General features: G+C 69.9%; 9 protein-coding genes. 6 read left to right on the forward strand and 3 right to left on the reverse strand.

The window, feature by feature from the left end:
• Positions 1–136: 136 nt before the first annotated feature.
• Positions 137–1,561: a serine hydrolase domain-containing protein gene (locus BR31_RS0125920; RefSeq protein ID WP_197023718.1), complete on the forward strand. Its 1,425-nt coding sequence runs from the start codon at positions 137–139 to the stop codon at positions 1,559–1,561.
• A gap of 41 nt (positions 1,562–1,602) precedes the next feature.
• On the forward strand, positions 1,603–2,322 hold the full coding sequence (locus BR31_RS0125925) for a MerR family transcriptional regulator (RefSeq protein ID WP_037178411.1): 720 nt from the start codon (positions 1,603–1,605) through the stop codon (positions 2,320–2,322).
• Here the strand turns inward: BR31_RS0125925 and BR31_RS0125930 are convergent.
• Positions 2,319–3,119 (reverse strand): alpha/beta fold hydrolase, encoded by an 801-nt coding sequence (locus tag BR31_RS0125930; RefSeq protein WP_027503485.1) that lies wholly within the window; start codon positions 3,117–3,119, stop codon positions 2,319–2,321. The two genes, BR31_RS0125925 and BR31_RS0125930, sit on opposite strands and share 4 nt — an antisense overlap.
• Before the next feature lie 118 nt (positions 3,120–3,237).
• Between BR31_RS0125930 and BR31_RS0125935 the strand changes: the two genes are divergently transcribed.
• The 4 genes from BR31_RS0125935 to BR31_RS0125950 all read left to right on the forward strand — a co-directional run bounded on the left by BR31_RS0125935 (position 3,238) and on the right by BR31_RS0125950 (position 8,736).
• Positions 3,238–4,173: a methionyl-tRNA formyltransferase gene (locus tag BR31_RS0125935; RefSeq protein WP_027503486.1), complete on the forward strand. Its 936-nt coding sequence runs from the start codon at positions 3,238–3,240 to the stop codon at positions 4,171–4,173.
• Positions 4,174–4,286: 113 nt separating this feature from the next.
• Positions 4,287–4,907 (forward strand): acyl-CoA-like ligand-binding transcription factor, encoded by a 621-nt coding sequence (locus BR31_RS0125940; RefSeq protein ID WP_027503487.1) that lies wholly within the window; start codon positions 4,287–4,289, stop codon positions 4,905–4,907.
• A 33-nt stretch (positions 4,908–4,940) separates the two neighbouring features.
• A complete protein-coding gene (locus BR31_RS0125945) occupies positions 4,941–7,298 on the forward strand; it encodes an MMPL family transporter (protein WP_027503488.1) in 2,358 nt (785 codons plus the stop codon).
• Between the two features lie 205 nt (positions 7,299–7,503).
• On the forward strand, positions 7,504–8,736 hold the full coding sequence (locus tag BR31_RS0125950; protein ID WP_231496707.1) for a YhgE/Pip domain-containing protein: 1,233 nt from the start codon (positions 7,504–7,506) through the stop codon (positions 8,734–8,736).
• Positions 8,737–8,742: 6 nt separating this feature from the next.
• Here BR31_RS0125950 and BR31_RS0125955 read toward each other — a convergent pair whose 3' ends face one another.
• Both BR31_RS0125955 and BR31_RS0125960 read right to left on the reverse strand, forming a co-directional pair.
• Positions 8,743–10,500, reverse strand: coding sequence for an ABC transporter ATP-binding protein (locus BR31_RS0125955; RefSeq protein ID WP_027503490.1), 1,758 nt, complete (start codon positions 10,498–10,500; stop codon positions 8,743–8,745).
• Positions 10,497–12,239: an ABC transporter ATP-binding protein gene (locus tag BR31_RS0125960; RefSeq protein ID WP_051637751.1), complete on the reverse strand. Its 1,743-nt coding sequence runs from the start codon at positions 12,237–12,239 to the stop codon at positions 10,497–10,499. The genes BR31_RS0125955 and BR31_RS0125960 overlap by 4 nt, the downstream gene beginning before the upstream one ends.
• Between the last annotated feature and the right edge of the window lie 93 nt (positions 12,240–12,332).

Below are 12,332 nucleotides of genomic sequence, written 5' to 3' on the forward strand. Positions count from 1 at the left end.
GCGCCGGTCGTCGCCGTGATTTCGGACCTTAGGATAGGCTACCTACCCTTAGGGTAGGCAAACTACCCGGTGCTCGGCCGGGATTTCGGTGCGGGGCTTGACCTTGCCCCTGGGGCAAGGTTCGACGATGGATCGCATGAACAACAACGCACTGCACACCGTCGAAGCCCAGATCCGCGAGCAGGCCGCCGCCTACTGCGAGTCCGACAACGTCCCCGGTTTCGTCGCCGGCATCTACCACGCAGGCGAACAGGTCGTCGTCGCGCACGGCACCGCGAATGTCGCCACCGGCGCACCGATGCTCGAGCACACCGGATTCCTCTTCGGCTCCGTCACCAAGGTCCTGACCACGACGCTGGTCCTCCAACAGGTCGAGCGCGGACTCCTCGACCTCGACACGCCGGTGGTGAAGTACCTACCCGACTTCGCCCTGACCGCACCGGGCGCGACGGACAACATCACGGTCCGACACCTGATCTCGCACACCAACGGCATCGACGCGGACCTGTTCTTCCCCGACGCCAGGGGCCGCGACGCCCTGAGGACCTACGCCGACGGCCTCGCGAGCAGCTGCGGCACCCTGTTCGAACCCGGGGAGCAGCTCAGCTACTCCAACGGCGGCATGATCGTTGCCGGACGCCTGCTGGAAGTGGTGACCGGCCTGTCCTTCCCCGACCTGCTCGAGCGCGACATCTACGCGCCGGTCGGCATGGCGGACTCCAGCACCTCGGCCGAGCAGGCCATCCTCCGCAGCACCGCGGTCGGCCATTTCAACGACCTCGAGACGATGGCGGCCGAGCCCACCGGCATGTTCGCGTTGCCCGAGACCTGGGGACCGGCAGGCGGCACGCCGATCGGCACCGTCGCCGACCTGCTCGCCTTCGGACGCACCCACCTCGCGGGCGGCGTGTCCCCGTCGGGCACACGCGTCCTCTCGCCTGAGTCCACCACGCTGATGCAGCAGGTCGCCCACGACATGGCCAGCCCGAACGTCCCGCCGATCGGCCTCGGTTGGGTGCTGTATCCGTTCGGCGAGACGACCGTCCTCGCCATGTCGGGCGCGTCGCCCGGCGGTGTGTCCATTCTGTGTGTCGTGCCCGAACACGACCTGGTCTTCGCCGCTTTCGGAAACACCTCGGGGGCGATCATGCTGCAGGACCAGATACTGCAGTGGCTCCTGAGCGAGCACCTCGGCGTCCAGATCCCCACGCTGATCACCGAATTGGAGCAGGACGTCGACCTCACCCCCTATGTGGGCACCTACCGCTCCGATCAGCTCCGCATCGACGTCAGCATCGTCGAAGGTCAGCTGGAGGAGCGGGTGACCTACGAGCCGGCGGACGAATCGCAAGAGCGGATCTTCACCGAATTCGCGGGCGGCATGACCTCCGCCCCTCCGCAGCGCTACGTGCCGGTCCGGCCCGGCCTGTTCGCACCCGCCGGTTACCCACTCGAGGCGTTCGACGGATACCTGCGACTGCTGCTCATCTCCTACCACGACGTCCGTGACGGCAAGGCGCGCTTCCGCAACGGCGGCGGCCGCCTGACCCGACGGGCCTGACCGTTCCCGCGCCCCGATCGCCCAATGGAAGGATGCCCGGCATGATCACAATCGGCCAGCTCGCGGACTACGCCGGGGTGACCACCAAAGCCATTCGTCACTATCACGAGCGGGGCCTGCTCGCCGAGCCCGATCGCGATTCGTCCGGCTACCGGCGCTACACCGCCCAAGATGCCATCGACCTCGTCAAGATCAGGACGCTGGCCGATGCGGGCGTGCCGCTGGCCCGGATCAAGGATCTCCTCGACGCCGGCGCGGAGGCGCTCACCGCAGCGATCGCCGAGATCGATCACAATCTCCGGGACCGCATCGCGCAGCTGCGGCGAACCCGCGATCACCTCGCCCAGTTGCGCGGCGGCGACAGGCTTTTCGTCTCCCCGGAAGTCGCCGACCATCTCGACGATCTGCGTGAACTCGGCGTCAGCGAGCGCCAGTTGCGCCTCGAACGCGACGGCTGGATCCTCATGCAAACGGCGTCACCGGAGGACGCCGCCGCGTGGATCGCCGAAAAGCGCGAGCTCATAGCCGATCCCGATTTCCGGGCCCTCTACCTCGACCACGACGCCGCCTACGACTGGTTGCCGGACGATCCTCGTCTCCCCGCCCTCGCGGACCGAACCCGGACCTGGTTCGCCAACCACGACAGCCGATCCGAGGCGCGCCCCGTCCACAACCCGACCATCGCCCGGTTGGCGACGATGTCCCAGCCGGGAGCCTCGTCCCCGGCTTGGGACCGCCTCGCCCAACTCGTGAAGGGCTAGCCGGTGAGGAAGTCCAGGATCGCGGAGTTCACCGCGTCGGGGCGCTCGAGGTAGCCGTAGTGGCCGCAGTCGGGCAGCTCCACGTAGTTCGCCCCCGGAATGGCCTTGGCCACCTCGGCCGCCAGGTACGGCGGCACCAACCGGTCGTCGGCGAACCCGATCGCCAGGCAGGGCCGGGTGATCTGACGGTAGGCCGCGAGGCGGTCGCCGAAGTCGTCCAGGTTCTGCTGGGCTCGCACACCGCGGCTGGTCTCCGCCTTGGAGAAGGCGAAGATGTCCAGCCAGTCCTGGGCCGCCATCTGATCGACCAGCGAGGCGGGCGAGAGGTTGAGCACCGCGGTGATCGCGGCCCGGTAGCTCGCGGGCAGCGTGATGCCCTGCGCGTCGAGTTCCCGCTCCCCCTCAGACAGCGCCGTCTGCAGCGCGACCCGGCGACCGTGCGCGGCGAGGAAGACGGCCTTGCGAACCAGCTCGGGACGCGAGAGCGCGAGTTCCTGCGCGACGCGCGCGCCGAGCGAGGTGCCGATCACGTGCGCCGGGCCCCCGAGGTGCTCGATCAGCGCCGCGGTGTCGGCGACCATGTCCTCGATGGTGATGCCGTCCGCGCACTCGTCGGTCGGGGCGATGCCACGGTTGTCGAAGGTACACACGCGATATCCCGCGGCCAGCAGCGCGGGAACCTGGTGGAGGTCCCACACCCGACCGGGGCTGCCGGTCCCCATGATCATGACGACCAGGTCTCCTGAGCCTTTGACCTGGTAATTCAGCTGAATCCCATTGATCGTGGCGAGGGGCATCGACGAGCCTTTCTGGCGAGAACCGGGACACGGCCCGGTGCCAGCGCTATGGATAGCCTAAGCTAGCCCCGCGTCGATCACTCGACGGCAAATGTCGCGCTCGTCCAGGAGGAACCCGTTGAGAGTCGCCACGCTCGGATACCAGACCTGGGGTCACCGTACCCTGCAGGCGCTGCTGGATTCCAAACATGAGGTGGTACTTGCGATCACCCACCCCAAGAGCGACCACGCGTACGAGCGGATGTGGGCCGATTCGGTCGCCGACCTCGCCGCCGAGCACGGGGTGCCGGTGCACATCGCCAACAAGCCCGACGAGGATTTCAAGGCCGCCCTGAAGCAGGCCGACCCCGACATCATCGTGGCCAACAACTGGCGCACCTGGCTGCCGCGGGACGTCTTCGACGCCCCCCGCTACGGCACCCTCAACATCCACGACTCGCTGCTGCCGAAGTACACCGGGTTCTCCCCGCTGATCTGGGCCCTGATCAACGGCGAGCCCGAGGTGGGCCTCACCGCGCACCTGATGGACGAGGAGCTCGACGCGGGCGACATCGTCCTGCAGCGCAGCACCCCGGTCGGCCCGAAGGACACGGTCACCGACCTGTTCCACCGGACCGTCGACATGATCGGCCCGATCACCGTCGACGCGCTCGACCTGATCGAGTCCGGCCGCACGGACTGGACGCCGCAGGACCGGTCGCAGGCCACCTTCTTCCACAAGCGCGCCGCGGAGGACAGCCTGATCGACTGGACCTGGCCCGCCGAGGTCATCGAGCGACTCGTCCGCGCGCAGTCCGACCCGTACCCGAACGCGTTCACCCACTTCAAGGGCCAGCGCATCCGCGTCCTCGAGTCCTCGGTGTCCAAGGGCTGCTACGGCGGCACCCCCGGCCGGGTCTTCATCCACGAGGGCGACGGCATGGTCATCGTCGCTGGGCCCGACGCGTGGAGCGGCCGCAACCGGGGCCTGTCGATCGAGCGCGTTCGCCTCGACGACGGCACCGAAATGACCGGCAAGGAGTTCTTCCCGCACGGTGGCGGCTACCTGAGCTGACGACCCCGCTCGGTGACGGCCGTCACCGAGCCGCGTCGAGTGTGGGCAACCACACAAATTTTGCAGACCTCTGCAACCTTGCAGAGGTCTGCAAAATTCGTACACTCGATGGAGTGATCCAAGAACTGCCCTTACGCGACCGCAAGAAGGCCGCCACCCGACAGGCACTGAGCGACGCCGCGGTCCGGCTCGCCAGGACGCTCGGCGTCGACGGCGTGACGGCGGACGCCATCGCGTCCGAGGCGGGCGTCTCCACGCGCACCTTTCACAACTACTTCCCGTCCAAGGAAGAGGCCATCCTCTTCCGCTTCGAGACCGAAGTGACCGAGTGGGTGCGCAAGCTCCGCGAACGCCCGGCGGAGGAGCCCATCTGGGACTCGCTCGAGGCGCTGGTCGTCGGCATCGTGATGGATCCCGAGCGCGACCTCACCGACACCTTCGCCGTGATGGCGCTCGTCGAGGAAAGCCCCGCGCTGCTCGCCCGCAGGCCCGAAATCCACGGCCGCGTCACCCGCATCTTCGGCGAGGCGATCGCCGAACGCACCGGCACCGACGTCGAGCGCGACCTGTACCCGAACCTGCTCCAGATGGCCGCAGGCGCCGCCGCACGCGCCGCGATCGAACTCTGGATGCAGGGCACCTCCGACTACGAGACCCCCGGCGGGCTCGTCTCCGAGGCATTCCGCCAACTCCGCGCGGGCATCCCGCAGCCTCCCCACGCCACGCAGAACTGACCGACCCGTCCCACCTCGAACGAAGGGTCCTCCATGGCCACCTATCTCTATCGGATCGGCAAGTTCGCCTATCGGCGAAAAGGCACGGTCCTGTCCATCTGGCTCACCCTCCTCGTCCTGATGGGTGTCGGCGCCGCGACCCTCTCCGGGCCGACCAACGACTCGTTCTCGATCCCGGGCACCCCCGCGCAGCAGGCGCAGGACCTGATGGCCGAGCGCTTCCCCGAGGCCGCGGGCAACGATCCCTTCAACTCGCTCAGCGCGCGCTTCGTCTTCGCCGCACCCGACGGCCAGGCGCTGACGGACCCGGCGAACGAGGCCGCGATGGACGCGGTGCTCGACCGGGTACGCGAGATCGAGCAGGTCGAGCCCGCCGCGAAGGCCGACCCCGCCACCCCGCCGGCCGCGGGCGAGCGGAGTGCAGCCCTTGTCAACCCCGTCGTGGCCCATGACGGCCTGATCGAGATGGTCACCCAGCAGGCACAGCAGTCCGGCAAGCCGCTCGACCGCGCGCTCGCCGACGCACAGGCCCTGTCCTCGCTCAGCGCGGACGCGACAGTCGGCTACGTCGACGTCCCCTTCACCGGCGAGGTCACCGACGTCACCGACGAACTGACCGCCGAGATCGACGCCGCCGCCCAGGTCGGCCGGGACGCCGGGCTGGACGTCCAGCTCAGCGGCAGCGCCGCGCAGGTCCAGGAGGCTCCCGGTGGGACAACCGAGCTGATCGGTATGGCCGTGGCCGCGGTCGTCCTGATGATCACCTTCGGTTCGCTCGTCGCCGCCGGTCTGCCGCTGATCTCCGCGATCATCGGCGTCGGCATCGGCAGCCTCGGCATCACCATCGCGACCGGATTCACCGAACTCGGATCGATGACGCCGACGCTGGCGATCATGATCGGGCTGGCCGTCGCGATCGACTACTCACTGTTCATCGTCTCGCGCTTCCGGCACGAACTGACCGTCACCGACAACCGCGAGGAAGCGGCAGGACGCGCGGTCGGCACCGCCGGATCGGCCGTGGTCTTCGCCGGACTGACCGTGGTCATCGCGCTCGTCGCACTGCGGGTGGTCGGTATCAAGTTCCTCACCGACATGGGCATGGCCGCCGGTTTCGCCGTGTTCATCGCGGTGCTGATCGCGCTGACCTTCCTGCCCGCGATGCTCGGGCTGTTCGGTAGCAAGGTGTTCGCGGGCCGGATCCCGTTCGTCAAGGCCAAGGATCCCGAGTCCGGCTCGATGCAGCCGGGAGCGTCCATGCGCTACGCCCGCTGGATCGCCCGTGTCCCCTTGGTCCCCCTGATCGGCGGCGTCCTGCTGCTCGCCGTGCTCGCGGTGCCGACGGCGGGCCTCAAGCTGGCCCTGCCGAGCCAGGCCACCGCCGACCCCGCGACCAGCGCCCGACAGGCCTACGACCTGATCGACGACGGCTTCGGCCCCGGCCGCAACGGCCCGCTGGTGGTGGTCGTCGACGCACGCGACGCCACCGTCCCGGCGACGCAGGCGTTCGGCGACGTCGTCACGACGATCTCCGAGCAGCCCGATGTGGCCAACGCCCAGGTGGTCGGCGTCAACCAGGCGGGCGACACCGCGCAGATCCTGGTCACGCCTGCCAGCGGACCGACCGACCCGAAGACCGTCGACCTGATGCAGTCCATCCGCGACGGCGAGGCCGGGATGCACGAGCAGATCGGCGTCAACTACGGCGTCACCGGTCAGACCGCGCTCGAGACCGACATCTCCGACCGGCTGCAGGACGCCCTGATCCCCTACCTGCTCGTGGTGGTCGGCCTGGCGTTCATCCTGCTGACCCTGGTGTTCCGGTCGCTGCTCGTGCCGCTCACCGCGACCCTCGGCTTCCTGCTCAGCGTCGCGGCCACCTTCGGTGCCACGGTCGCGATCTTCCAGAACGGCTGGGGCGGGCTGGTCGGGAACCCGCAGCCGCTGGTCAGCTTCATGCCGATCTTCCTGATCGGCGTGGTCTTCGGCCTGGCGATGGACTACCAGGTGTTCCTGGTGACCCGGATGCGCGAGGAATACGTGCACGGCGCCTCGGCCAAGGACGCGATGACGATCGGGTTCACCCACGGGTCTCGGGTGGTCACCGCAGCCGCGCTGATCATGATGTCGGTGTTCGCGGCCTTCATCGCGGAGCCGAACTCGTTCATCAAGTCGATCGGCTTCGCCCTGGCGGCGGCGGTCTTCTTCGATGCCTTCGTGGTCCGCATGGTGATCATCCCCGCGGTGATGGCCCTGCTCGGCGACAAGGCCTGGTGGCTCCCGGCCTGGCTGGACCGGATCCTGCCGAACGTCGACATCGAGGGCGAGAAGCTGCAGCGCGAGCTGCCCGCTCATGCGCTCGAGGGTGAGGAGACGGTGGCCGCCCGCTAGCGGCGGCGACACCCGGATCGAATCGAGGAGGCCGGCGGCGCGATGCGCTGCCGGCCTCCGTCGTTGCTGCGACAATCTGCACACGGGTATCGGCGGAGGAGGAGTGGCGACTGTGACATCGCTTGGGCGTGGTGCGACCGACCGTCCGAGGCACATCGTGCGCACGCCCCGATTCTGGTTGGCGCCGCTCGTCGTGGTGTCCCTGATGATGTCCCTGCTCGCGGCGCTGTACCTGGGCGGGATCCTCGACGCGCGGAAGAACCTGCACGACTTCCCCCTCGCGATCGTCAACCAGGACGAGGGCGACACGGTGCCCAGCCCCGAGGGCGACAAGCCGGAGAACTTCGGCAACCAGATCACCGAGGGCCTGGTGGCGAATGTCCCAGCCGACAAGGTCGACCTGCAGCAGATCGGGATCGCGCAGGCCCAGTCCCGGCTCGACTCCGGCGAGATCTACGGCGCGATCGTCATCCCGAGCGATTTCACCAAGCGACTGCTGATCCTGGCCAAGGCCGGCGTCATCCCTGGGGACGTCGAGAAGCCGATCATCACCGTCTACACCAATCCCCGCGCCGGGACGTTCGGCGTCGGGCTGGTCACGGGCATCACCTGGCCCGCCCTCAACGCGGTCAACGACAAGGTCGGCGCGCAGCTGACCGAGCAGGTCAACGCCCAGCTCGCCGCGATCGCGGACGCACCGGCGCTCTCGGGCGCCGCGCGGCTGAGCCTGGCCGAACCGATCAAAGTGCTCACCACAGCGCACAACCCGCTGCCCGACGGGACCGGTAACGGCCTGTCCGCGTTCTACTACGCGCTCCTGCTGGTGCTCGCCGGGTTCACCGGGGGCATGATCGTGAACTCGCTGGCCGACGGGATGCTGGGTTTCGCGCCAACCGAATTCGGTCCGCGGTATGTGCACAACCCGGCGGTCGAGATCTCGCGGTTCCGGACCCTGCTGGCCAAATGGACCGTGATGGTCCTGCTCGCCCCGCTCGTCTCGGGCCTGTACCTGGCCATCAGCCATGCCCTCGGCATGCCGATCCCCAACCAACTCGCGCTGTGGATGTACGGGACCTTCGCCATCGCCGCGGTCGGCATCACCGCGCTGTCGGTGCTCGCGGTGTTCGGCACCGTCGGGCTGCTGGTCAACCTCATCCTGTTCGTCATCCTCGGATTGCCGTCCTCGGGTGGCACCATCCCGATCGAAGCCACCCCACCGATCTACGGCTGGCTGGCGAACTTCGAGCCCATGCACCAGGTGTTCCTCGGGGTCAGGGCCCTGCTCTACTTCACGAGCGGCGCGGGCGGCGACCTCGCCCACGCCGTGATGATGACGCTGATCGGCCTGGTGATCGGGCTGGCTCTCGGCGCAACGGTGACCCTGCTCTACGACAGGAAGGGCTTCCACCGCGGGGCGGCCCGCCCCGCCCCGCGCTGACGTCGCCTAACGCCCGGCCCAGGCCGACCACAGCTGCGCGTACCGCCCGCCCGCCGCGACCAGTTCGCCGTGGGTGCCCTCCTCGACGACCTCGCCCTGCTCGAGCACCAGCACCCGATCGGCGGTGGCCGCCTGCGTGAGCCGGTGGGCCACCACCAGCGTGGTGCGGCCCCTGGTCGCCGCCTCCGCCGCCACCTCGAGGTCCCGCGCCCCCGCGCTGCCCGCCTCGGCGGTGGCCTCGTCGAGCACCGCCACCGCGGGATCGGCCAGCACCAGGCGGGCAAGGGCCAACTGCTGCGCCTGGGCCGCGGTCAGGGTGTGTCCGCCCTCGCCGACCACGGTGTCGAGCCCGTCGTCGAGGGCATCCGCCCAGCCGAGCGCGCCGACGGTGGCGAGCGCCGCCCGCGCCTGCTCGGCCGTCGCGTCCGGCCGGGCCAGGCGCAGGTCCTCGATCAGCGGGCCCGCAAAGACGTGCACCTCCTGACTCACGATCACCACCTGCTCGCGCAGGCTCTCGCCGAGCTCCGCCAGCGGGACCCCGCCGATGGACACCTCGCCCGCGGTGGGGATGACCGAGCCGGACGCGATCGCCGCGACTGTCGTCTTTCCGGCACCGGTCGAACCGACCAGCGCCACGCGCGTCCCCGGCTGGATGCGAAGGTCGATGCCGCGCACCACCTCCCTGGTTCCGTCGTAGCTGTGCCGGACCCCGGCCAGGCGCAGTTCCGCCGAGGCGGGCACCGCCCCCGATGCGGCCGCGCTCTCCGCCGGGATGTTCACCACGCCGACCAGTCGCGCCAGGCTGGCGCCTGCCGACTGGATCTCGCCGAAGGTGTACATCAGCATTCCGATCGGGTTGAACAGCCGGTGGAACAGCAGCGCGGCGGCCGTGGTCTCGCCTACGGTCACCATCTCGCCCTTCACCAGCGCGAATCCCACCACGAGGATCACCGAGAGCCCGACGAACTCGGCCCGGTTGCCGCGGCCCGCGAACCGGGTGAACAGGGTGAACACCCCGGTCGCGATGTCCCTGGCCTTACCGGACGCCCTGTCGATCTCCGCCAGGTGCGCGTCCTCGAGCCCGTAGGCGCGGACTGTGCGCGCGCCCTGCATGCTGCTGATCAGCGCCTGCGACCGCTCCCCCATCGCGACCCGCTCCGCGGCGAACATCGGGCCCGACCGCGGCAGGTACCAGCGCAGCGCGAGCGCGTACATCGGCAGCGCAACGGCACCGGCAAGCCCGAGTCGCCAGTCGATGCCGAGCATCGCGATCATGCTCAGCGCCACCAGCAACACGGCCGAGACCAGGTTCGGCACCACATCGGAGACGGCCTTGCCGATCACCGAGATGTCGTCCCCGACTCGGGACAGCAAGTCGCCCTTGCCCACCCGCTCGACCGTCGCGATCGGCAGGGTCAGCGCCCGCTCGACCGTCCGCTCCCGCAGCCGTGCCAGCATGCCCTCGCCGAGCCGGCTGATCAGCACCGAGCCCCAGCCGGCGAACAGCCCGCCGAGCAGAGCGGCGACGGCGATCACCGCAACCACCCCGACGATGATCTCGGTCGGCGCCTGCGCCGACACCCGGTCGACCAGGATCCCGAACACGTAGATCGGTACAAGGGACACGGCCGCGCCGACCGTCCCGACTGCGAGGGTGAGGCCCGTCAGGCGCCGGACGCGCGCGAACTCGGCTCGCAGCCATGCCCAGCTCTCCCCCGCCGTCGCGATCGGGAGCAGGGGTCGGTGCTCTGCGGTGACGCTCATCGCAGCACCACCTTTCGGTAGTTCTCGTCGGCCGTGGCGAGGTCGGCGTGGGTGCCCTCGCGGACCACGCGGCCCTCGTCGAGCACCAGCACCCGGTCCGCGACCGCCAGCAGCGCGGGGCTGCTGGTGATCAGCACGGTGGTGTGCGCCCGTTCGGGGGCCTCGTGCCTCATCTGGGAGATGCCCTCCGCGATGGCCTGTTCGGTCACCGCGTCGACGGCGGTGGTCGGATCGTGGAGCACCAGCACGGGTGCCTGCGAGAGCAGCGCCCTTGCCAGCGCCACCCGCTGCCGCTGCCCGCCGGACAGGCTCGCGCCGCGGTCGGTGACCGGCAGGTCCAGTCCGTCGGGGTGCGCGTCGACGACGTCCATCGCCGCGGAGGCGGTCAGCGCCTGGCGTACCTCGGTGTGGTCCGCGCCCGGGCTGCCCGCCACCACATTGGAGCCGACGGTCCCCGCGAACAGGTCCGAGTTGTGCGGTTCCACGAGGACCGCGCCGCGCGCCTGCGCCAGCTCGATGTCGGCCAACCGAACCCCGCCGACGGTCACGGTGCCGCCGTGGTCGTCGGGCGCGACATGCCCGGACAGCAGGTGCGCCAGCGCCTCCGCGTCCTGCGGGCGATGCGCCAGCACCCCCACCAGCTCGCCGGGGTGCGCGCGGAGGTCGAGCCCGCGCAGCGACCGGTAGTCGACATCGGCCAGCTCCAGCGTCACCAGGGGCGGCAACGATTGCGACCCGGCAGGGACCATCGGGTCGGCATCGAGCACCAGCGCGAGCCGATCAGCGGAGGCCCTCGCGGTGGCGAGGAAGCCCGGCATCCGCGCGAGGGTGCCGAGCGGCTCGATGATGAACTGGGACAGCCCGACCACGGTGATCAGTTCGCCGATCGAGATCCGACCCTGCAGCGCGAACCAGCCGGCCACGCCCGCGACGCCGACGGCCAGCAGCGCGCTGACCGTCACCGAGGTGCCGACGAAGACCCCGGTGGCCTTGGCCGCGTGCAGCGTCGAACGCAGCGCGTCGGCGCTGGCACCGCGGTAGCGCGCCGCCGCGGCCCGCTCCGCGCCGAGCCCGCGCAGCGGACGCAGCCCGCTCACCAGGTCGGTGGCCGAGCCCGACGCGCGGGCGGTCGCCGCCTGCGCCGCGGTGGCACGACGGGTGATCAGCGGCGCCGCGAGCTGCATCAGACCGAGGATCACCGGCGTGCCGATCAGGACGGCGAGCCCGAGCGGGACGTCGATCACCAGCAGGGTCACCGCGGAGGCCACCGCCGCGACGAGCGCCGCGACGATGCGCGGGATCACGTCGAGGATCCAGGCCTCCCGATCCGCATCGGAGGTCGAGACGGTGAGCAGTTCCCCCGAGCGCAGGTCCGTCCGCACACCCCTGGGGTGCAGGATCCGGCCTGCCACCTCCACCCGGAGCAGGTGTGCCTCGTTCTGCATCGCGAACACGATGAATCGGGCGCCCATCCGCCAGGCCGCCGTCAGCACCAGGAACAGCGCCGCCAGCCCCAGCACGGAGACGACGAGCGCTCCGGTGTCACCGGTGGTGATCGCGCGGCCGACGATGATGCCGATGGCGATCGGCACCATCGTCTCGGCGATCTGGTGCACGGCCAGCAGCGCCGTACCGATCGCCAGCCGTCCCCTGTTCCTGGCGACGGTCCGCCGGAGAATGCCGGCACCGCCGCCGCGCCTATTGGCGGCACCGCCGCCGCGCGCAGATGTGCGCACCATCAAGCCTCCCGATCGTGTGCGGCGATCCGATGCCGCTGAAGTTAGTACACCCTAACTGACGTGGAAGTAGCGCCGGACCGCCCGGTTCTCATA

Origin of the sequence: Rhodococcus sp. UNC363MFTsu5.1, from assembly GCF_000686785.1 — a bacterium.
Classification (GTDB): domain Bacteria; phylum Actinomycetota; class Actinomycetes; order Mycobacteriales; family Mycobacteriaceae; genus Rhodococcus_G; species Rhodococcus_G maanshanensis.

Bases quoted from the DNA above. Each gene is read 5' to 3' on its own strand.
- BR31_RS0125955 (WP_027503490.1), bottom strand. From the start codon at position 10,500: ATGAGCGTCACCGCAGAGCACCGACCCCTGCTCCCGATCGCGACGGCG.
- BR31_RS0125960 (WP_051637751.1), bottom strand. From the start codon at position 12,239: ATGGTGCGCACATCTGCGCGCGGCGGCGGTGCCGCCAATAGGCGCGGC.
- BR31_RS0125930 (WP_027503485.1), bottom strand. From the start codon at position 3,119: ATGCCCCTCGCCACGATCAATGGGATTCAGCTGAATTACCAGGTCAAA.
- BR31_RS0125945 (WP_027503488.1), top strand. From the start codon at position 4,941: ATGGCCACCTATCTCTATCGGATCGGCAAGTTCGCCTATCGGCGAAAA.
- BR31_RS0125950 (WP_231496707.1), top strand. From the start codon at position 7,504: ATGATGTCCCTGCTCGCGGCGCTGTACCTGGGCGGGATCCTCGACGCG.
- BR31_RS0125925 (WP_037178411.1), top strand. From the start codon at position 1,603: ATGATCACAATCGGCCAGCTCGCGGACTACGCCGGGGTGACCACCAAA.
- BR31_RS0125920 (WP_197023718.1), top strand. From the start codon at position 137: ATGAACAACAACGCACTGCACACCGTCGAAGCCCAGATCCGCGAGCAG.